Origin of the sequence: Kineothrix sp. MB12-C1 (assembly GCF_030863805.1) — a bacterium.
GTDB lineage: Bacteria > Bacillota > Clostridia > Lachnospirales > Lachnospiraceae > Kineothrix.
This window is the reverse complement of the sequence record NZ_CP132957.1, coordinates 577982-598818: the sequence shown is the minus strand read 5'-3', so window position 1 is coordinate 598818 and position 20837 is coordinate 577982. Positions and strand designations below refer to the sequence as shown.

Sequence of the window (20837 nt, the reverse complement as noted above, 5' to 3'; positions counted from 1 at the left end):
TATTTCTTATAGCCACCCAGGCGCATTCAACAAGGGGCACTTTTAGATATTTGTTAATCTTTCTATCTTTGTGCTCGTTTTTTGCCAGCACTTTCTTTGCGTTCCGGCGACAATCCTGCTCAGGAGCTGAGATGATCTACATTCTAAAATTGTGGGGATATTAATTGATAAAACCCCTGACCAAGGGTATAATCTTTTTATGAGATAGGCAACTCTGCTTATATTCATATATTAGTAAACATAACATCTAAGATGCGTGTTTTGAGTTTTATGGGGTATTTACAGGGAATGAGATCGTTAATGGTATTAGAATTGAATTATGATGTATTAAGAAATAGATAGGAGGATTTCTGTGATTTCGATACTTAAGAAATTTCGAGATTTTAATATTCGCACAAAATTAATAATTGGCTTTTCATTCATATTACTTCTGTTAGTTTTAATACTAGTAGTAGCATTTTATACATATTCGGCTAAAATAATCTTAAAACATTCATTAGAACAAACAAGGGAAACTGTTGAGCAATTTTCCAATTCTTTAGATAGCTATATGACCTTAATGAGTAATAAAATGGAAGTGCTGGCAGATAGTCCGACTATCCAGGAAGAATTGAATACACCTCCGAATGAAGCAAACATTGAAAGTGATTCATTCTATTCTAGAAATAAACAAATAAGAAGAATAATGTTACAGGCATATTCAAGTATAACTATGAATGATATGGAGTTATATGGAGCAAACGGAACAAGTTATTATCTATCGTTATGGTCTGATAAACATGAAATACCAAATGAAGATATACTATTTGCAAAAGCCGATCTCGCTAAAGGAAAGTGGGTGTTGATTAATGATCAAAATGATGAAGATACACTTCAAATAATTAAATTGGTCAAGGATTTACAGACCTATAAACCAATCGGTTATATCCGGATTGGATTAAAGAGAAGCTATATTGAAAAAATGACAAGTAATATTAGTTTCGGTAATGATGGAAGTATTGCGATTCTTGATGCTAATATGGAAAGAATCAGTGGAGTTGTAGGAGAGTCACTTATTACAAAGATGTCAGGAGAAACATCTTCACAAGGAAATTTTTTATATGAAGAAGGCAGTAGTGAATGCACTGTGGTATATACACATTCTAATATTACTGGTTGGGATACAGTGGGATTTATACCCTTAGAGTATATCAAGAAGGATTTGGCAGGAATTCGGAATCTGGCAGTAGTATTGATTGTATTTGCAATAATAATTGGAATTAGCGTAAGTATTGCAATTGCACAAAGTTTGGTATCGTCATTGGAGAATACGGCTAATGCTTTAGAAAGATTTGCACAAGGTGATTTTGAAGTTCGTTTATGTGAAAATAGAGCGGATGAAATAGGAAAAATGAATAGAGTTTTTAATAAAGCAATTAAAGATATTAATGAACTGATGCAAAAGGTAACACAAGGTGAAATTCTAAATAAAGAAATGGAATTTAAGACATTACAGTCACAAATGAATCCCCATTTTTTATATAATACGCTAGATACAATTAATTGGATGGCATTTAAAGAAAAACAAATAGAAATATGTAATTTGGTAACAGCGATTAGTAATTTAATTAGAGCAAGTATTAGTAATAAGCAAAGTATAATTACATTAGAACAGGAATTGAATTATGTAAAAGACTATCTTTATATTCAACATGTTCGATATAAAGATAGATTTGATACGATTTACGACATTGATGACTCGCTTCTAAACCAAACTGTACCGAAGCTAATTGTACAACCAATTGTTGAAAACGCAATTATTCATGGAATAGAAAATACACAGAGTAAAAATTTTCTTTATATAAGCGTTAAACGTGAAAATGAAAGTATAGATATTATAGTAAAAGATACGGGGATAGGAATGTCAGAAGAAAAAATTTCTGAGTTGCTTAAAGAACCGATAACTGCTGAAACCGGAGAATCTGAGGTACATACAAATTTGGGTTTATATGCAGTGCATAAGAGGTTGAAATTCATGTATGGAGACTCTTATGGACTAATTATACGCTCCAAAGAAGGCGAGGGAACTACGGTGATTTTGCATATTCCTTATATACAGGAACCACAAAAACTTTATAAACAATTTAATGATTTGTTGAGGAACTAATATGAGTATAAAAGTAATGATTGTTGATGATGAATATATTATTTTAGATGGATTATCATCTTTTCCTTGGAATGAATACGGGTGTGAATTAATTGCGACTGCACAAAATGGAAGAGAAGGAATTCAAAAAGTGCAGGAATATGAGCCGGATATTGTATTTACAGATATTAAAATGCCTGAGATGGATGGACTTGAATTTGCTTCAGCGGCTAAAAAAATAAAGGAAAAATTGAAGATAGTACTTTTAACGGGATATGATAATTTTGAATTTGCACAAGAGGCAATAAGACTAGGCATTTCAGAATATTTATTAAAACCAATGAATTTTATGAAATTGGATGATTTAGTAAAAAAATTGTGCAGTGAGCTAAATGAAGAACGAAAAATCAGTAAATATTATATGGATCTACAGAAAAGCTTTGAAAAGGAATTACCTTATATTAGGAGTAAGTTTGTAAATGATTTATTTCATGGTAGAATTCGAACCCGAAAAGAGCTGGAACATGGTGCTAATACAGTAGATATTCATATAGAAAAGTATATTTGTATTGCTATTACTAGAGAAAATGCTCATTCAGGAAGAGAAGATGCTTGGCCAGAACAGTATGCATTTCTTAACATAGGAGTAGAAATATTAGGTGAATTTTGCATGGAAGTGTTATGCGAATATGATGATATGAACCTTCAGTTCAATTTCATTTTATTATTTCAAAGGGACAATACAGAAAAATACTGTGTTGACCAAAGTATTGTAGCAACAGAAAAATTGAAACAAGTTGCCAATGAGGTTATTCATTACAAAATATGTATTGGTATTAGCAATGTGGAAACAGATGTTTATAAGGTAAATGAAAAGCATATAGAGGCGTGTCAGGCATGTAGCCAGAGCGTTTACTTAGGAGAGAACACGATTGTTTCTTATAAAGATTTAGATGATGTGGTAAGACATAATCATGAAATCACACAAGGTCAGAAACAAAGATTATTTATAAAAATTTACGCAGGACAAACGCTTGAAGCCAATAAGGATATAGAGGAAATGTTTGGAGAACAAGACATGGAATTAAACGACTGCAAATATATGGCGTTGGATTTGCTGGTTGCATGTATGAGATATCCATTTCTATGTAGGATAAAAGGAAAATTACAGGAAGAGTATGATTATTTATTCTTACAAGATGGTATTAAGGTGATTAGCAATGCCGAATCAGTGAATGAAATCGTCCAATATCTTACAAAAGGTTTTACACTTTTAACAACTCAGAATAATAAAAATTTTGATGAAAGATATCAAAATACGGTAAATCACATTTTAGATTATTTAAATGAAAATTATAATGAGGATTTAACTTTGGATTGTGTAGCGGATAAATTTCATATGAGTAAGACGTATGTTAGCAGGATATTGAAGAGATATACAAATCAAAGTTTTTTACAATTACTTATTTGTCTACGTATGGATGCCGCTAGAAAAATGATTGTAGAAGACAAATATAAACTTTATGAAATTGCAGAGCGAGTCGGGTATAATGATTTCAGTTATTTTATTCAGGCATTTAAGAAAAAATATGGGGTAACACCTAACGAATACAGAAAAGGAATATAAAATAGAGGAATGAAAATATAAAATTCAAGTCAAAATATAATATTTGTGCATTTGATACAAAAGAATAAGATATTACAGCAAGGAATGTGTAAGTATTTCACATTTTTTGCTGTTTTTTTTATTGCTTTTATATGAATAAAATTTTATAGTTTTAATAGAAGTTAAGAAAACTTTTATAAAGAACAAGGAGGACTAATATGAAAAAGAAATTAATTGCAATGTTTTTGGCAACAGTTGTAACGGCATCATCTGTCTTAACAGGATGCGGGCAGCAAACAGAAAGCAAAACAGCTACACAACAGGATGCTAGTGAGGGTACTACAAAGACAACAAGCAGTACAGCAAGTACTGGAGAAAGAACAAAAATCACAGCTCTTTTAAAAGGAACAGAGTCCACAGAACAATACCAGGTATTCAATTATTTGCTCAGTAATTATTGTGAAGAAAACGGACTTGAGTATGAAATTGAACTAGTAAACGATATGCAAGATTATTTTACAAAACTTCAAATGTATATCAATAGTAATACTCTTCCTGATATCTATGGATGCCCAAATGGAACACTTTCTAAAGCATGTAAAGATATTGATGCTTTGGTTGATGTGGGGGCAGAATTAAAGAGAAACGGATACTACGATAAAATGAATGGTGCAATTGTTGATTTCCTTACAGATGCAGATGACGGAAATATCTACTTATTTCCACAAGGTTTATACTGTGAATATTTCATGTATAGAACAGATATATTTGAAGAAGCAGGTATTACAGAGGCACCTGCAACATGGGGAGAATTTGAAGCTGCTTGTCAAAAGATTGCAGACATTGGGGAAATTCCATTAGTTGTAGGAGGATCAGATGCTTGGCAGTTAATGCGTTATCTTTCATTCTCTCCATGGAGAATTACAGGCCCTGACTTTATCACAAATTATCAAGCGGGTTCTGATAAATTTAGTTCAAATGATTCAGCAAAATATGCAGTCAATTTATTACATGATTTAGGTACAAAAGGATATTTTGAACCTGGATTTGCAAGTGTTGATTATACATCAGCGTGTAACTTATTCTTTGGAGGCACAGGAGCAATCTTTTATTCAGGATCTGGGCAAATAGGCCTTGCGAATGAAATGTATAAAGAAGGAAAACTTGGATTCTTCCCTGTTCCTGATACAGAAGGAATGGAGAATATGCCAACAAATGTACCAATCCATGCAGGATTTGCAGAAGCATTTAATAAAGCTACATATGATGATACAATGCAAAACTTTTTCGACTATATGTGTGAGAACTTCTCAGATGCTTGCTATACTCAAGCGCAGATATTCTCCCCATTCAATGAAGATTTGCCTGAAGGACTTTCACAATTATATTACGATACACAGCCAATGTTCTCAGCGGCTGAAACGGCATGGACTTCTTGGGATGATAAGCTTGATTCAGAAGTATTGACAAAGATTGTGGATGAACAACAAAAATTGGCACAAGGCATTATAACTCCTGATGAATTTATTAGCAATTGCGATACATTTGTTACTAAATAAATGATTTAGGTTTGTATGATAAAATCATGGAAAAGACCGGCAATATGTCGGCCTTTTCCCCAAAAGAGGTATCTTATGCAAAAAGCATTTGGAAAAAAATCAATTATATTTTTATTTATATTTCCTGCATTTTTGATTTATACACTTTTTGTTGTTGTTTCAATCATATGGGCAGGTTATTATAGCTTTTTTGATTGGAGCGGTGTTGGCTCAAAAGCTTTTATCGGATTGCAAAATTACGTAGAGCTTATAGCGAATGATAAAGTTTTTAAATCGACTGTTTGGCACACTCTTATCTATACAGTAATCAATGTGTTGATTCAAGTATTTGGCGGTTTACTATTTGCTATTTTGCTTAGTAGGGTAAAAAAAGGAAGAACAGCACTACAAACATTGTATTATGTTCCAGTTGTTATTTCTTCCGTCGCAATTTGCCAAATTTTCTTGAAATTATTATCAGTAACACCAACTGGGGTTGTTAATCAATTACTCTCAATGTTTAATCCTGCATTAAAGGTAATGGAATGGACATCGAACCCGAATATTTCATTATATGTAACAGCTTTTGTTGAAGGTTACAAATATCTGGGGTTATATATGGTCATATTTTATGCGGCATTAATTGGAGTTCCAGATGAACTTAGTGAGGCTGCGCGTATAGATGGCGCGAACCATATTAAGGAATACTGGTATGTGAAAGTGCCTTATATTAAACCAGTTATCATAGCTAACTGCATTTTGGTATTAAATGGTTCATTGCGTTCTTTTGAATTTTCTTACTTATTGACTCGTGGCGGACCAGGTAATGCATCTGAATTGATGACAACATATATGTATAAACAGGCCTTTGCCAGCATGAAGTATGGATATGGAAGTTCTGTTGCGATTATGATTGTTATCATATGTCTGGTAATTGGACTTATGTTTAGAAAAATAACAGGAGAGGGGAAGGAAGAATGAAAAAGAATAAGGTTACGTTTGGAACAGTAGTTAAGTGGATCTTGATTATTCTTCTAGTAGTTATGCAGGTATACCCCTTTGTATATGTAATGTTTTCAAGCTTTAAAACGCTTGATGATTTCAGACAGCTTCCTGCATATGCATTGCCATCATCATTTTATATAGGGAATTATATTACTGTTTTTACCAAGAGCCATATGCTTACGTATTTTAAAAATAGCATAAGTGTATTAGTAGGTGTGTTAATACCCCTTTTACTAATTGCGTTGATGGCAGGATTTGCACTTAGTAAAATTAAATTTAAAGGTAAAAAGTTTTTATTAAATTATTTTTTGCTTGGACTAATGCTACCAATGCAAGTAGCGCTGATTCCTTTGTTTACAATCTTTAATAAATTAGGATTGATTAATACTTATGCAGCTATTATATTGCCTCAAATCGCATTTTCTTTATCTTATTCAATACAATTGTTTTATTCTTTTAGTAAGTTTTTTCCAGAAGAGATATTAGAGGCAGCGATTATTGATGGATGTAATCCATTGGGATGTTTCTTTAAAATGGTAATACCGATGTCTTTGAATTCGGTTATTACAGTAGCAACAATGCAAGCTGTATTTTGCTGGAATGAATACATTAATGCATATACATTTACTCGGTCAACAAACATGAAGACAATTACCCTTGGATTAAATGATTATGTAGGAAGCATGGGATTGACGGATTGGGGTGCAACGTTTGCAGCAATTACTGTTACAGTTCTACCTGTATTTATATTCTATTTCTTTAGTAGTAAAAAAATGCTGGCAGGAATGTCGGCTGGTGCAGTAAAAGGTTAATAAAATACACAAAATATGGAGGATATACAAAATGAATAAATTATTTTATCAGTTCCCTGAAACTTGGTTTGGAGATTGCATGCCTTATGGTAAAGACAATGATTTTTACCTTTTTCATCAGAGAGATAATCGTAATCCTTGTCCTTTTGGAGAACCTTTTGGATGGGATCTCGCAACAACATCAGATTTTATAAACTATAAAGATATGGGAACTGCTATCCCACGTGGAACGGATGAAGAACAGGATCAGTTCATATATGCAGGTAGTATATTTGAAGGCGAAGGGCAATATCATGCTTTTTATACAGGATACAACAGAGATTATCCGAAGTTGGGAAAAGCGTCCCAGGTCTTAATGCATGCTGTAAGTGATGATTTAGTTCACTGGACAAAAACACAGGATAAATTGACATTTACACCACAGGAGGGTTACGATCCAGATGATTGGAGGGATCCATTTGTCTTACGCGATGAAGAAAATGATCAATATATGCTAATATTAGGGGCTAGGAAGAAAGGACCTAAAACAAGACAATCAGGACGTACTGTAAAATTCACTTCAAAGGATTTGAAAGAGTGGAAATTTGAGGGTGATTTCTGGGCACCAAACCTTTTTGTAATGCACGAAATGGTTGATCTTTTCAAAATTGGAGATTGGTGGTATCACGTAGTGACAGAATATAGTGATCGAAGTAAAATGGTCTATAGAATGAGCAAAAGCATAAATGGACCATGGATTGCACCAAAAGACGATGCTTTTGACGGAAGATCATATTATGCCGGAAGAACATTTTGCTTGAATGGACATCGTATATTATTTGGATGGGTGGCCACTAAAGAAGATTGCGATGATAAAAAGAACTATGAGTGGGCTGGAACTTTTGTTCCACATGAGGTATATCAGCGTGCAGATGGAACATTGGGAGTAAAAATACCAGATACAGTATGGGAAGCATTTATAAATAGAGAGAAAATTGAAGACTTTTTTATTGATAGTAAAGATGCAAGGAGTGAAAAGATTATAAAAGAACACTGCGGAGACATTTTCAGTTTTGAAGCAGATATCATATTTTCTGAAGGAACTCGTACATTTGGTGTTCGCTGCTATGATAATCCAGAAACAGAACAGTCTTATCAATTTATTTTTAATTGCAATGAAAACCGCTATATCTGTGAGAAAAATCCTAATTGGCCATGGTTCACTTATTTAAGCCAAGGTTCAGAACGTCCAATAGAATTAGTGCCAGGTAAGACTTATAATATACGCATGATTGTGGATGATACAATTGCGACTATTTATGTGGATGGAGTTGCTTTGAATGCTAGATTATATACAAAACCTGGTGATGCACTTGGAATATTTGCTTCAGAGGGAGCTCTTCAAGTAAAGAATTGTTTTATTTCAACTAATTTGAAAAAAGATTAAGGCGAGGTAAAACAGAGATGTCAACTGTAATAGAACCGTATTTACACGGTATCCAGCATATCGGTATACCTTGTGCAAATTTAGAAGATACAGTTTCTTTCTATGAGAAAATGGGAATGAACGCTATGTATCGAACAGCAAATGATAAGCAAAGAGTATGTTTCCTTAAACAACAGAATTTAGTCATTGAAGTATATGAAGAGCCAATTGTTAACAAAACAGGAGCGATTAATCATATATGTTTTGATGTATCTGATATAGAAGAAGTATATAAGTACATAAAAAGTTTATCTGTTGAATTTGTAGATAAGGACATATGTTTCCTGCCATTTTGGGATAACGGTGTAAAGTATTTTACAATACTTGGACCAAATAATGAACGAATTGAGTTTTGCCAGAAATTGTAGATAATAAAATATGTAAAATACAATTTGAAAAATCGAAATAGTTTAATGGACTGATAGATATATAAGGAAAAGTTTGAAGTAGTTCATTAGGAGAGTTGGTTATTGATTTTACATATAATGAGGTAACCATCTAGGGAAACACTCTTTTGAAGCAAATCCAGGTGGAGCTTATGATCTTTCGTTTTATCGTAATCCGGCAGCATCTGTTATTGTAACAAGAAAGGATGCATTATGTGTAATGCTTTCAGGGAGAAGAAGTTAAGGCAATTATAAATCTATATAAGTAAAAACGAAAATGCGAGGATATTGAGAACCTCGTATTTTCGTTTTGAGCAACTTTTTTGTGATAGCCTATATAAATACCATCGAAAATATTTTCCAAATTCATAAGTTCAAGGGCTTTTTCCTACCGCTTAATCACTTCAAAAAGACATGTTTCTTTGGTCGGATAGTAAGATAAAACGAACCTTTACCAACTGTTATCTGCCATTTTACGAGCTCTCGGTAATAGTCGGACACCTCTTCCGTACGATGACTATCGCTTCGCTTTGTAATATTGTACTCTATTTTTTCTTTTTGTTAGATTACAGTGGGCGGAACTGCTCTTGGCACAGTACACGCACAGCTTATGATGCGGTGTGGATGTGCACTGATATTGCCATATTTTATAGGAGAGAGTGGGGTATTTTACGGAGAGGTATTGGCATGGACGGGAGCGAATGCACTGCTTCTTTGGTGGTTATGGCTGCAGTTTGGTAAATGGAAAAGAGGTGCCCTTTAAAAAGAATAAAGTTGAAGAAAATGGAAAAGATTAAATGATAAGGAAAGAAGGCTAACTGAACTGTTACAAAGAAAGGGCATGGTGATTATATGGCAGTAGATTTTAAGAACAGTGAGACGAAAGACAATTTGATGAGAGCATTTGCAGGAGAAAGCCAGGCGAGAAACCGTTATACGTTCGCGGCATCTCAAGCGAAGAAAGAGAATCTTTATGTGGTAAGTGCAGTTTTTGAGTATACGGCAAACCAGGAAAAAGAGCATGCGGAAGTTTTTTATAAACATTTAAAGGAATTGTCGGGAGATAATCTGCATGTGGATGGTACCTACCCGATCGATATTTCGAACGACGTGGCAACGCTGCTCCGTATGGCACAGCATAACGAATACGAAGAACATGACTTAGTTTACAAGACCTTTGGGGATAAGGCGAAGGAAGAAGGCTTTGCACAAGTAGCAGCGTCCTTTCATATGATTGCGCAGATAGAGAAAATACATGGAGATCGTTTTGGAAGGCTCGCTCAGCTTTTGGAAGAGAAGAAGTTATTTGTATCCGATGTAAAAACAGCGTGGTTTTGTTTGAACTGCGGATATGTGTATGAAGGTACAGAGGCGCCCAAGAACTGTCCTGTATGTGATCATAATAGAGGATATTTCGTTCGGTTTGAATTTTCCCCCTACGAATCTGTATGGGAAGGGAAATAATTGATAGAAAAACTGTGAGGGTACTGAACTGTTACGAAAAAAGTTTGTGACTTAAGAAGGGTTGTAGGAGGAAGAAAAATATAGTAGTATAAGAAGGTACCAACACAGAGAAGAAAGGCAGTTACTGTTCACAGGTAATATTCCGCGAAGTCAAAATTGCAATGCCAAACGCCTTATCTTGGCATTTTTATTGCAATTTGTGCGATATTGTTGCTGTGAACACCATAGGTGTGAACAGTAACGAAAGGTATCGTTATCGCATGAAGGAACGGAAGAGAATTTTTATATCAATCTTACTAGGAGCGGCATTATGTGTCTTATTTACGGGTTGTGGACAGAAGAATAAAAATGTAAGTATCGGTGAGGGAATGGCAGCTATAGAGACGCTGGATTATGAAACCGCACTGCAATGCTTTGAGAAGGCTCTGGTAAATGGTGAGGATTTGCGGCTGCTGTATAGAGGGCAGGGACTTGCCTATATGGGGTTGACTAAATACGAAGAAGCGGTGACATCTTTTGAAAAGGCGCTTGGACACAGTAACGGCCAAGTGGATAAAGTTGATTACGATATTAATTATTATTTGGCAACCGCCTATTATAAGTTAGGAGATACAGGGAAAAGCATCAAGGCCTATGATTCCATTATTTCACTTTTGCCTAAGGATAAGACTGCGTATTATCTGAGAGGAAGTCTTAGGATTGCTTCGGATTTCGATAAGGCGAAGGCTGACTTCGATAAAGCAATTTCTCTTGCAAAAGAGGATTATACACAGTTAATCGATATTTATCTTGTGCTAGAAGAAAACGGTTATAAGGAAATAGGACAGGAGTACTTGCAAGCGGCACTCGAAAGTGAGTCTAAGTCTATGACTGATTTTCAGCGCGGAAGAATGTATTATTATTTGAAGGACTATGATAATGCGAGGAACTATCTGGAAAAGGCAAGAAAGACAGCAGGTTATGAGGCCGTTTTGCTCTTGGGGAAGACCTATGAAGAATTGGGCGATAATAATTATGCGATAAGTGTATATAACAGTTATATTGCCGGCGATCAGACGAACGCCAAAGTATATAACCAGCTTGGGCTTTGCAAGATGGAAATGGGTGCTTACGGGGAAGCGCTGACTGCTTTTCAGACGGCGATGAATATTGAGAATAATGATATGATGCAGACGCTGAAGTTCAATGAAATTGTTACTTATGAATATCTTGGTGAATACAAAAAGGCGTCGGTGCTTATGGACAGTTATTTATCCACTTATCCTGACGATGCATCAGCAGTAAGGGAATATACCTTCTTGAAAACGAGATAGATTCCCTATATAAAGAAAAAGAAAAAACACAAGATGTTGTGTTGGCTTAAAAACGTTAACATAATATCTTGTGTTTTTTGTTGACTTTTTTTTGGTAGAATGTTACAATTTCTCTAATTGGTTCTTACGGGATTTCACGTAAGTAAACAAAGCAAAAGGGGGTATCCTCACATGTAAGGATGCTTATAATGTATAAGGGAGGGAATTATATGTTTCAAGTAATTAAGAGAAATGGGGAGACGATGGATTTTACGCTGACGAAGATCAGCGATGCGATTATGAAAGCATTTAATGCTACGGACATGCAGTACAATAATGATATCGTCGATTTGTTATCACTTCGTGTGACCTCGGAATTCCAAGGCAAAGTGAAAGAGAATAAGGTGGATGTGGAAGATATTCAAGATAGCGTAGAAAAAGTGTTGGAACAGACAGGATACGCTGAGGCTGCCAAGGCATTTATTCTCTATCGTAAGCAAAGAGAAAAGATGCGCAACATGAAATCCACGATTCTCGACTATAAAGATGTGGTTAACAGTTATGTGAAGATAGAGGATTGGAGAGTGAAAGAGAATTCTACCGTTACTTATTCGGTAGGCGGATTGATCTTAAGTAACTCCGGTGCAGTAACGGCCAATTACTGGTTGTCCGAGATTTATGATGAAGAAATCGCGGAAGCTCATAGAAATGCAGACATCCATATTCATGATTTATCGATGTTGACAGGGTATTGTGCGGGTTGGTCTTTGAAGCAGCTGATTATGGAAGGGTTAGGCGGCATCACCGGCAAGATTACCTCCGCTCCGGCAGCACATTTGTCCGTTTTATGCAATCAGATGGTGAATTTTCTTGGTATTATGCAGAACGAATGGGCAGGTGCCCAGGCATTTTCCTCCTTTGATACTTACCTTGCTCCCTTTGTCAAAGTGGATAAGTTGACGTATTCGGAGGTGAAGAAATGCATCGAAGCGTTTATTTATGGCGTGAATACACCGAGCCGTTGGGGAACGCAAGCGCCTTTTTCTAATATTACGTTGGATTGGACGGTGCCCGGCGATTTAGCTGAACTTCCTGCTATCGTAGGCGGCAAGGAGATGGACTTTAGATACAAGGACTGTAAAGAAGAAATGGATATGATAAATAAGGCATTTATTGAAACGATGATCGAAGGAGATGCCAACGGCAGAGGGTTCCAATATCCGATACCGACCTATTCCATTACAAGGGACTTTGATTGGTCCGATACAGAGAATAATAAATTGTTGTTTGAAATGACAGCTAAATACGGAACCCCTTATTTCTCCAATTATATTAATTCGGACATGGAGCCGAGCGATGTGCGTAGTATGTGCTGCCGTCTTCGTCTGGATTTAAGGGAACTTAGAAAGAAAACGGGTGGCTTTTTCGGATCGGGTGAAAGCACAGGAAGTGTTGGTGTTGTTACGATTAATATGCCGAGAATTGCTTATCTTTCTGCAAATAAGGAAGAGTTCTACAAAAGGCTGGATCGAATGATGGATATTTCAGCTCGTTCCCTTAAGATAAAGCGGGGTGTGATTTCAAGACTGCTTCAGGAGGGGCTATACCCTTATACGAAACGCTATCTGGGCAGCTTCGAGAACCATTTCTCCACCATCGGTTTGATCGGAATGAATGAAGTCGGCTTAAATGCTAATTGGCTTCGTGCGGATATGAGCACTGAGAAGACGCAGGAATTCACGAAAGAAGTATTGAACCATATGAGAGAAAGGCTCTCAGATTATCAGGAAAAATACGGAGACTTATATAACTTAGAGGCGACTCCGGCAGAAAGTACGACTTATCGCCTGGCGAAGCACGATAGAAAGAAATGGCCGGCTATTAAAACAGCAGGGTATCAAGGCGACACTCCATATTATACGAATTCTTCCCATCTTCCGGTGGACTATACCGTGGATGTTTTCGATGCTTTGGATATTCAGGATGATTTGCAGACACTGTATACTTCAGGTACAGTATTCCACGCATTTCTGGGAGAGAAACTCCCCGATTGGAAGGCGGCCGCGAATTTGGTGAAAGCGGTTGCTGATAATTACAAGCTGCCCTATTATACGCTTTCTCCCACTTATTCCATATGCAAGGAGCATGGATACCTTGCCGGAGAGCAGGAAGTATGTCCGCACTGTCAGAAGGCGACAGAGATTTATAGCCGCATTACAGGTTATTATCGTCCGGTACAGAATTGGAACGATGGTAAGCTTCAGGAATATGCGAATCGAACAGAATATCATGTTGCAGAGAGTACAGCCAAAAAGCCGGTTACTCAAATGGTTACTCTTTCAGGCTACGAGAAAGAAGCATCGGTAAAAGTAGAAAAGCCGGAGGCGGTGAAATATCTTTTTACCACAAAAACCTGCCCTAATTGTATGTTGGCAAAGGACTATCTGAAGGAAGAAAAATATGTTCTTATCGATGCGGAAGAAAATGCAGAGCTGGCAGGCAGATATGGCGTAATGCAAGCCCCTACCTTAATTGTAACAAATGGGGATGAATATAAGAAATATGTAAATGCATCAAATATTAAAAAATATGCGGATGACCGCACAATGGTTATCGCATAGGAGGAGAGGGCAGGCGCTTTATGGAAAGTATTTATTTAAGAGTGAAAGGTATTATTAAGAAAGAGGATAAATATCTGCTTGTCAAACGTTGGGTGGACGACCGGATTCCGGATCCCTTTATATGGGAATTCGTGGATTCGGAAGTAAACTACGGAGAAGCGCCGGATGATGCGGTGCTTCGGGCAATCAGAGAGCTCTTATCTGTAGAAGGTAAGATTGACCGTATGGTATATACCTGGTCCCAGATGGTGGGAGATTCCCAATGTGTGGGGATTGCCTATCTGTGCAGCATAAGCACGGATGAAGAGGATAATATTCTTCTATCCGAAGAGTATGGGGAATGGGAATGGGTTACGAGGGATGAGTTCGCTCAATATATCGATAACCAATATGTGTTAAAGGATTTAGAAGGCGTTGAACTATAGGACAACGCCTTTCCTGTGGTGTACTGACAGTTACGAATTTTATTGGATATGAGAGGAGAGAAAAAATGATTAATAAGTTGGTTTCCAAGATTCAGAAAACGAATGCCCCTATTGTAGTGGGACTTGATCCGGTGCTTAAGTATATTCCGGAGCATGTTACGGGCCGGGCGTATGAAGAATTCGGTGAGACATTAGAAGGTGCTGCTGAGGCTATCTGGCAGTTCAATAAAGAGATTATCGATCACACATATGATTTGATCCCTGCAGTAAAGCCGCAGATTGCAATGTATGAGCAGTTCGGTATCGAAGGAATGAAAGCCTTTAAAAAGACGGTGGATTATTGTAAGGAGAAGGACCTTGTAGTAATCGGAGATATTAAGAGGGGGGATATCGGTTCCACTTCGGAAGCCTATGCGGTAGGGCATCTCGGCAAGGTGCAAGTGGGAAACAAGTCCTATTACGGATTCGATGAAGATTTTGCTACAGTGAATCCTTATCTCGGTTCGGATGGAATTAAGCCATTTATCGATGTGTGTAAGGATGAAAATAAGGGTATTTTTATACTTGTAAAGACTTCTAATCCAAGCAGTGGGGAATTCCAGGATCGGTTGATTGACGGCAGACCGCTGTACGAGATAGTGGGTGAGAAGGTGGCACAGTGGGGCGAAGAGCACATGGGTAATGCTTACAGCTATGTAGGTGCGGTTGTAGGAGCCACCTATCCTGAGATGGGCAAGGTACTTCGGAGGATCATGCCTAAAGCTTATATTCTTGTACCCGGCTATGGTGCGCAAGGCGGAAAAGGTGCCGATTTGGTGCATTTTTTCAACGAAGACGGTTTAGGAGCGATTGTAAATTCCTCCAGGGGAATTATTGCGGCATATCAAGAAAAAAAATATGCGAAGTTCGGTGAGAAGAGCTTTGGTGAAGCTTCTCGTGCGGCAGTAGAGGCTATGAGGGAAGATATCTCGTCGGCATTAGCCGGAAGAAGTAAATGAATATAAGACTATTTAAAAACGAGATTATAAAACAACCTCAAAATGATGTTGACAAAGAAAAAATGATTTGGTAAGATACAAACATTGTTGAGTGATTTTGATATTCATTTTCATTTAATGGAATTATTTTCAATCAATAGATTCATCGGCATTGCCGGTGGATTTATTTTTAATCAAGCGTTAGTGGTAACTAACAAAAGTTAGTTGTGAAGGAGTGATGCTGTGAAGAGTGTAAAAAGGAAAAAGATTTTTATCATTTTATTATTGGTTCTTTTTGCTGCTTCCTCTTTGTTCATCGGTGTGAGTGATCTCACTATTAGTGATATCTTTCATGACGAGGCAAAACGAAACCTGTTTTTTGCCAGTAGATGGCCAAGGCTTGTGAGTGTAATCGTAGTGGGAGCCGGAATGTCGATTACCGGTGTGGTGATGCAGCAAATCAGCGGGAATCGCTTTGTATCGCCTTCTACAGCCGGAACTTTGGACTTTGCCAAGTTAGGAATACTGACCGCAATTATGCTCACACCTTCAGCCAGTATCGCGGTAAAACTGCTCTTAGCCTTTTCCTTTGCCCTTGGCGGCTCGTGGATGTTTCTTTTTATTATCAATCGGATTCGAATGAAGGATAGCGCATTTATTCCGATAATCGGAATGATGTTCGGAGGAATTGTTTCTTCTGTTACGACCTTTATTGGATATCAGTTCGATTTGATTCAAAACATCGATTCTTGGCTGCAGGGACGCTTCTCCCTAATTATTACAGGGCGTTATGAGTTGTTGTTACTTGGTATTCCTATCCTTTTGCTAATTTATTTCTATGCAGACCGCTTTACGATCGCGGGGATGGGAGATTCGGTATCTCATAGCTTGGGGTTGAATTATCGGCTGACGGTAAGTCTGGGATTAATTCTCTGTTCATTGATGAGCGCTGCGGTAGTGGTGACGGTAGGAACGATTCCTTTTATCGGAGTTATCATTCCCAATATTGTGAGTATTTATATGGGGGACCATATCAAAAAGACGTTGCCCTACATCGCCTTGGCAGGTTCTTCATTTTTACTGATCTGCGATACGCTTGGGCGGGTGCTGATCTATCCTTATGAAGTTTCTATCAGTGTAACGACCGGCACCATCGGCAGTGCAATATTCCTATACTTGATATTGGGAAGGAATAAGTCGGCAGGAAAAAGGAGGGTACAGCGTGGAACGGACAGCTAAAAAGAGAATCATTACAGCTTTCGCCGTATTAAGTGTACTAGCCTTAGGAGCGGTGATCCTATTTACGGCATGGGGGCTTACAGAGAACAATATTGGCTATAATCTCCCGAGAAGACTTGTTAAGGTGGCCGCCATTTCCTTAACAGGGTGTGCGATTGCTGTTTCCTCCCTTGTATTTCAGACGATTACGAACAACCGTATATTGACACCTAGTGTGATGGGACTGGATTCGCTCTTTCTTTTTATGCAGTCGCTGGTAGCGTTTGTACTCGGTGCGGATACGCTCATTATGACAGGGAAGTATTTAGACTTTGCTCTAAGCACTATGTTAATGACAGGATTCTCGCTCATGCTTTGTATCGTGGTATTTCGCAAGACAGGGCAGAATATCTTCCTTCTCGTATTAGTGGGAATGATTTGCGGCAGCTTTTTCTCCAGTTTATCATCATTTATGCAGACATTGATCGATCCTAATGAATATACGATTTTACAAGGGAAGATGTTTGCCAGCTTCAATAATGTCAACACCTCATTACTTGCCATATCGGCTATATTAATTGGACTGTCCTTGCTTTTTATGCTAAATACGCACAAGAAACTGGATGTGATGTCATTGGGAAGGGAGAACAGTATTAATTTGGGAATCTTCTATGACCGGGCGGTTATTATTTATCTGCTCCTGATTTCTCTAATGGTAGCAGTCAGCACAGCGCTGGTAGGTCCGATTACATTTCTCGGTATTATGGTGGTGAATGTGAGCAGACAGATTTTTAAGACTTACAGGCATTTGTATCTGGCGTTGGGAGCTTGTCTGCTGTCGATACTTACCTTAGTGGGCGGACAGTTTTTGGTGGAACGGGTCTTTCATTTTAATACGACCGTTTCTGTACTGGCTAATTTTGCCGGAGGTATCTATTTCATAGCATTATTATTAAAGGAGCGTCGCGTATGATTGAAATTGAACATGTGAGTAAAAGTTATGAGGAATATAAGGTGTTGGATGATGTGAGTACGCAGATACCAAAGGGCTGTATTACTGCCTTCATCGGACCGAACGGGGCCGGAAAGAGTACCCTTCTTGGAATTATCACCCGTATGAATAAGGCGGATGGCGGACGCATTCTGGTAGATGGAAAAGATGTGAAGGATTACGATACGAGTGCCCTTGCCAGAAAGATATCAGTGCTTCGCCAGAACAATAATCTGCATCTTCGCATTACGGTAAAAGAGTTGGTTTCTTTTGGACGTTACCCCTATGCGAAAGGAAACTTAAGGGCAGAGGATAAGAGGATTGTGGAGGAAGCAATTCAGTATATGGGGCTTGTGCCTCTAAAGGACCGGTATATCGATGAGTTATCAGGCGGCGAGCAGCAACGGGCATTTATCGCCATGGTAGTAGCTCAGGATACCGATTATATTTTCCTTGACGAGCCGCTGAACAATCTGGATATGAAGCATAGTGTGGAGATTATGTCCATGCTTCGGCGTTTGTGCCAGGAGAAGGAGAAGACAGTAGTTATTGTTATTCATGATATCAACTTCGCTTCTTGTTATTCCGATCGTATTCTGGCTATTCAAGGCGGGAAAATAAGAGTGAATGATACGGTGGATGCTGTGATTACCCCGAAGATGTTAAAGAGCGTATATAATATGGATTTCCAAGTATATGACATCGAAGGTGATAAAATATCCGTTTATTATAAGAAGAAGCACCATCGAAGAGGAAAGCATTATTCCAGAGGAGTACACAGGCAAAATGCCTGAGGAAATATAAAATAATACATAAAAGAGAGGATAAATTTATGAAAAGAATTATTTATTTAGCTATGTGTCTTACATTAACTGCAGTATTAAGTGCCTGCGGACAAAAGGCGGAACCATCCATTGTAGAAGGAAGTACTGAAGAAGCGCAGGTGGAATCAGAAGAAATTATTGAAGGAAACGTAGAAGAAGAGGCTTCGGAGGAAACATCTTCAGAAGAGGTTGTGACCATATCTCATGAGTATGGGGAGACACAGGTGAAGGTAAATCCTGAGAGAATAGCAGTTATGGACTTTGGAACCCTCGATATTCTCGATGCGGTAGGTATTGAAGTAGGGGCCCTCGCAAAAGGGGGAACGATGCCGGAATATCTTTCCGTTTATCAGTCGGATGCATATGTGAATGGCGGTACCTTGAAGGAAGCGGATTTCGAAGCGTTGAATGAATACGCTCCTGAGTTGATTATTATTTCAGCGCGTCTCTCCGGTTCTTATGAGGAACTAAGCCAAATCGCGCCGACACTCTATGTAACAATGCCAGGCGCGGACTATTTTAATGAAATAGATCAGAATGTTCAGATATTGAAACAAATTTTCCCCGGTAAAGCAGATGATTTGCAGAAGGGATATGACGAAATTAAAACAAAAGCAGATGCTTTGAAAGCAGATGCGCAGCAGACTGGCTTCAATAGCTTAACTCTTCTGGCAAATGACGGTGCTTTTAGCGTATATGGTGTAGGCTCCCGCTACGGTATGATTAACAGTGATTTCGGATTCCTTCCTGCGGATGAGAACATAGAAGCATCGACACACGGAATGGAAGCGAGCTATGAATACATCGCTGAAAAGAATCCAGATGTTCTTTTCGTTATTGACAGAAGCGCGGCAATCGGTACCGAAGGTGCAGCGGGTGCGGCAACTCTCCTTGACAACGATTTGGTAAACAGTACAGAGGCCGCAAAGGAAGGGCGTATTGTCTATCTGTCCTCCGATATCTGGTACTTATCTTCCGGGGGCTTTACAGGGACTTCTCAGATGATAGATGAGGTGAGAACTGCTCTCGAATAAGATAGACCACTATTTATTTTAATTTTTAGTTTTAAGTTATTTTTTACCGGCAGATACTAACAGCATCATCGGGCGGCGCATTTCTTCCTTCATTCCGGGGATATTCATCATATTATCCGGAGGCTGCGGCTCGATGATGTTTTGTATTTCAAAGCCATTTTGCAAGAGTGTGTTTAAGTAGGTGGTCAAGGTACGATGATATTTTGTCACTCTTTCTCCAAGAAATGAGGTTTCCCTTTTCCCTTCATAGTAATAGTTATCCACCGGAAAATGAAGGATAGAACCTTCGTTATCATAATACCAATCCTGTGTGCCGTAAGAAGTGAAAACAGGATGTTCTACGGAGAAGACGAATTGTCCGCCCTTCTTCAGCCATCGGCTTATATTGCATACCAAAGGTGCGAAGTCCTTAATATAATGAAATGCCAATGAACTAAGAACGATATCAAATGTTTCATCGGAGAAATTCAAATCCTCCATAGCCTGACAAAAATATTCAATTTTCTCATCTGTATTTATTTTCTTAGCTTTTTCCAACATTTTCTCAGATATATCTGTTCCGAGTACGTGAGTAGCACCATGTTCTGCGGCATATTTACAGTGCCAGCCATAGCCGCATCCCAGGTCAAGAACATTCTTCTGTGCGAAATCCGGTAGAATTTTCTCCAGTTCGGACCATTCTCCGGCACCCTTCAATCCTTCTTTGGAACGATACATCTCGCCATATTTCTTGAAAAATTCTTCATTATCATATTTATTTTCTTTCATTATTAAGTCCCCCAAATCATAAACTTATTGTTAGAAAAATGATATATTAAGTGTGGATTTAGTTTATCATAGAATGTGTAATGCGACAATAAGCAGGTGATAGCAATGATACACTTCATGGTTTTGAGAGACATACTTTTAAATGATCGTTATGATTGTTGTTGATTTGAGTAATGTTTTATAATAAAATAAAAAATAATGATTGACTTAAATAATGTAAATAGTAGACGCAAGAGAATAGGCAAGTGAAAAGCCTGTAAATATTAGGAGGTTTTAAAAAGATGGA

At 37.8% G+C, this 20837-nt stretch carries 18 protein-coding genes; 17 read left to right on the top strand and 1 reads right to left on the bottom strand.

Annotation, left to right across the window (positions count from 1 at the left end; translation table 11 throughout):
• Positions 1-352 precede the first annotated feature (352 nt).
• The 17 genes from RBB56_RS02900 (at position 353) to RBB56_RS02820 (ending at position 19783) form a co-directional block, all read left to right on the top strand.
• Complete coding sequence (locus RBB56_RS02900) at positions 353-2146, top strand: cache domain-containing sensor histidine kinase (RefSeq protein ID WP_306720906.1); 1794 nt, start codon at positions 353-355, stop codon at positions 2144-2146.
• Between the two features lies 1 nt (position 2147).
• Complete coding sequence (locus RBB56_RS02895; RefSeq protein WP_306720905.1) at positions 2148-3752, top strand: response regulator transcription factor; 1605 nt, start codon at positions 2148-2150, stop codon at positions 3750-3752.
• Between the two features lie 197 nt (positions 3753-3949).
• A complete protein-coding gene (locus tag RBB56_RS02890) occupies positions 3950-5290 on the top strand; it encodes an ABC transporter substrate-binding protein (RefSeq protein WP_306720904.1) in 1341 nt (446 codons plus the stop codon).
• A 75-nt stretch (positions 5291-5365) separates the two neighbouring features.
• Positions 5366-6250 (top strand): carbohydrate ABC transporter permease, encoded by an 885-nt coding sequence (locus RBB56_RS02885; protein WP_306720903.1) that lies wholly within the window; start codon positions 5366-5368, stop codon positions 6248-6250.
• Positions 6247-7086 carry a carbohydrate ABC transporter permease gene (locus RBB56_RS02880; protein WP_306720902.1) on the top strand — a complete coding sequence of 280 codons (840 nt, stop codon included), beginning with the start codon at positions 6247-6249 and terminating at the stop codon, positions 7084-7086. The genes RBB56_RS02885 and RBB56_RS02880 overlap by 4 nt, the downstream gene beginning before the upstream one ends.
• Positions 7087-7117: 31 nt before the next feature.
• Complete coding sequence (locus RBB56_RS02875) at positions 7118-8512, top strand: glycosyl hydrolase family 32 (protein ID WP_306720901.1); 1395 nt, start codon at positions 7118-7120, stop codon at positions 8510-8512.
• 17 nt (positions 8513-8529) lie between these two features.
• On the top strand, positions 8530-8919 hold the full coding sequence (locus tag RBB56_RS02870) for a VOC family protein (protein ID WP_306720900.1): 390 nt from the start codon (positions 8530-8532) through the stop codon (positions 8917-8919).
• Positions 8920-9547: 628 nt separating this feature from the next.
• Positions 9548-9700: a hypothetical protein gene (locus tag RBB56_RS02865; RefSeq protein ID WP_306720899.1), complete on the top strand. Its 153-nt coding sequence runs from the start codon at positions 9548-9550 to the stop codon at positions 9698-9700.
• 89 nt (positions 9701-9789) lie between these two features.
• Positions 9790-10401, top strand: a complete 612-nt coding sequence (gene rbr, locus RBB56_RS02860) for a rubrerythrin (protein WP_306720898.1) — start codon at positions 9790-9792, stop codon at positions 10399-10401.
• A 260-nt stretch (positions 10402-10661) separates the two neighbouring features.
• Complete coding sequence (locus RBB56_RS02855; protein WP_306720897.1) at positions 10662-11714, top strand: tetratricopeptide repeat protein; 1053 nt, start codon at positions 10662-10664, stop codon at positions 11712-11714.
• A gap of 209 nt (positions 11715-11923) precedes the next feature.
• Complete coding sequence (locus RBB56_RS02850; RefSeq protein WP_306720896.1) at positions 11924-14314, top strand: ribonucleoside triphosphate reductase; 2391 nt, start codon at positions 11924-11926, stop codon at positions 14312-14314.
• A 20-nt stretch (positions 14315-14334) separates the two neighbouring features.
• Positions 14335-14739 carry an NUDIX domain-containing protein gene (locus RBB56_RS02845; RefSeq protein WP_306720895.1) on the top strand — a complete coding sequence of 135 codons (405 nt, stop codon included), beginning with the start codon at positions 14335-14337 and terminating at the stop codon, positions 14737-14739.
• A 65-nt stretch (positions 14740-14804) separates the two neighbouring features.
• On the top strand, positions 14805-15737 hold the full coding sequence (gene pyrF, locus RBB56_RS02840; protein ID WP_306720894.1) for an orotidine-5'-phosphate decarboxylase: 933 nt from the start codon (positions 14805-14807) through the stop codon (positions 15735-15737).
• A 222-nt stretch (positions 15738-15959) separates the two neighbouring features.
• Positions 15960-16955, top strand: coding sequence for an ABC transporter permease (locus tag RBB56_RS02835; RefSeq protein WP_306720893.1), 996 nt, complete (start codon positions 15960-15962; stop codon positions 16953-16955).
• Entirely contained in the window at positions 16939-17907 is a 969-nt protein-coding gene (locus RBB56_RS02830) for an iron chelate uptake ABC transporter family permease subunit (protein ID WP_306720892.1), read from the top strand. The genes RBB56_RS02835 and RBB56_RS02830 overlap by 17 nt, the downstream gene beginning before the upstream one ends.
• On the top strand, positions 17904-18719 hold the full coding sequence (locus RBB56_RS02825; protein WP_306720891.1) for an iron ABC transporter ATP-binding protein: 816 nt from the start codon (positions 17904-17906) through the stop codon (positions 18717-18719). The genes RBB56_RS02830 and RBB56_RS02825 overlap by 4 nt, the downstream gene beginning before the upstream one ends.
• 38 nt (positions 18720-18757) lie before the next feature.
• Positions 18758-19783 carry a siderophore ABC transporter substrate-binding protein gene (locus tag RBB56_RS02820; RefSeq protein ID WP_306720890.1) on the top strand — a complete coding sequence of 342 codons (1026 nt, stop codon included), beginning with the start codon at positions 18758-18760 and terminating at the stop codon, positions 19781-19783.
• Positions 19784-19819: 36 nt separating this feature from the next.
• Here RBB56_RS02820 and RBB56_RS02815 read toward each other — a convergent pair whose 3' ends face one another.
• Positions 19820-20551 (bottom strand): class I SAM-dependent methyltransferase, encoded by a 732-nt coding sequence (locus RBB56_RS02815; protein WP_306720889.1) that lies wholly within the window; start codon positions 20549-20551, stop codon positions 19820-19822.
• Positions 20552-20837 lie beyond the last annotated feature (286 nt).

Bases quoted from the DNA above. Each gene is read 5' to 3' on its own strand.
- RBB56_RS02870 (WP_306720900.1), top strand. From the start codon at position 8,530: ATGTCAACTGTAATAGAACCGTATTTACACGGTATCCAGCATATCGGT.
- RBB56_RS02825 (WP_306720891.1), top strand. From the start codon at position 17,904: ATGATTGAAATTGAACATGTGAGTAAAAGTTATGAGGAATATAAGGTG.
- RBB56_RS02895 (WP_306720905.1), top strand. From the start codon at position 2,148: ATGAGTATAAAAGTAATGATTGTTGATGATGAATATATTATTTTAGAT.
- RBB56_RS02880 (WP_306720902.1), top strand. From the start codon at position 6,247: ATGAAAAAGAATAAGGTTACGTTTGGAACAGTAGTTAAGTGGATCTTG.
- RBB56_RS02865 (WP_306720899.1), top strand. From the start codon at position 9,548: ATGATGCGGTGTGGATGTGCACTGATATTGCCATATTTTATAGGAGAG.
- rbr (WP_306720898.1), top strand. From the start codon at position 9,790: ATGGCAGTAGATTTTAAGAACAGTGAGACGAAAGACAATTTGATGAGA.
- RBB56_RS02890 (WP_306720904.1), top strand. From the start codon at position 3,950: ATGAAAAAGAAATTAATTGCAATGTTTTTGGCAACAGTTGTAACGGCA.
- pyrF (WP_306720894.1), top strand. From the start codon at position 14,805: ATGATTAATAAGTTGGTTTCCAAGATTCAGAAAACGAATGCCCCTATT.
- RBB56_RS02885 (WP_306720903.1), top strand. From the start codon at position 5,366: ATGCAAAAAGCATTTGGAAAAAAATCAATTATATTTTTATTTATATTT.
- RBB56_RS02815 (WP_306720889.1), bottom strand. From the start codon at position 20,551: ATGAAAGAAAATAAATATGATAATGAAGAATTTTTCAAGAAATATGGC.
- RBB56_RS02875 (WP_306720901.1), top strand. From the start codon at position 7,118: ATGAATAAATTATTTTATCAGTTCCCTGAAACTTGGTTTGGAGATTGC.
- RBB56_RS02845 (WP_306720895.1), top strand. From the start codon at position 14,335: ATGGAAAGTATTTATTTAAGAGTGAAAGGTATTATTAAGAAAGAGGAT.
- RBB56_RS02850 (WP_306720896.1), top strand. From the start codon at position 11,924: ATGTTTCAAGTAATTAAGAGAAATGGGGAGACGATGGATTTTACGCTG.
- RBB56_RS02855 (WP_306720897.1), top strand. From the start codon at position 10,662: ATGAAGGAACGGAAGAGAATTTTTATATCAATCTTACTAGGAGCGGCA.
- RBB56_RS02820 (WP_306720890.1), top strand. From the start codon at position 18,758: ATGAAAAGAATTATTTATTTAGCTATGTGTCTTACATTAACTGCAGTA.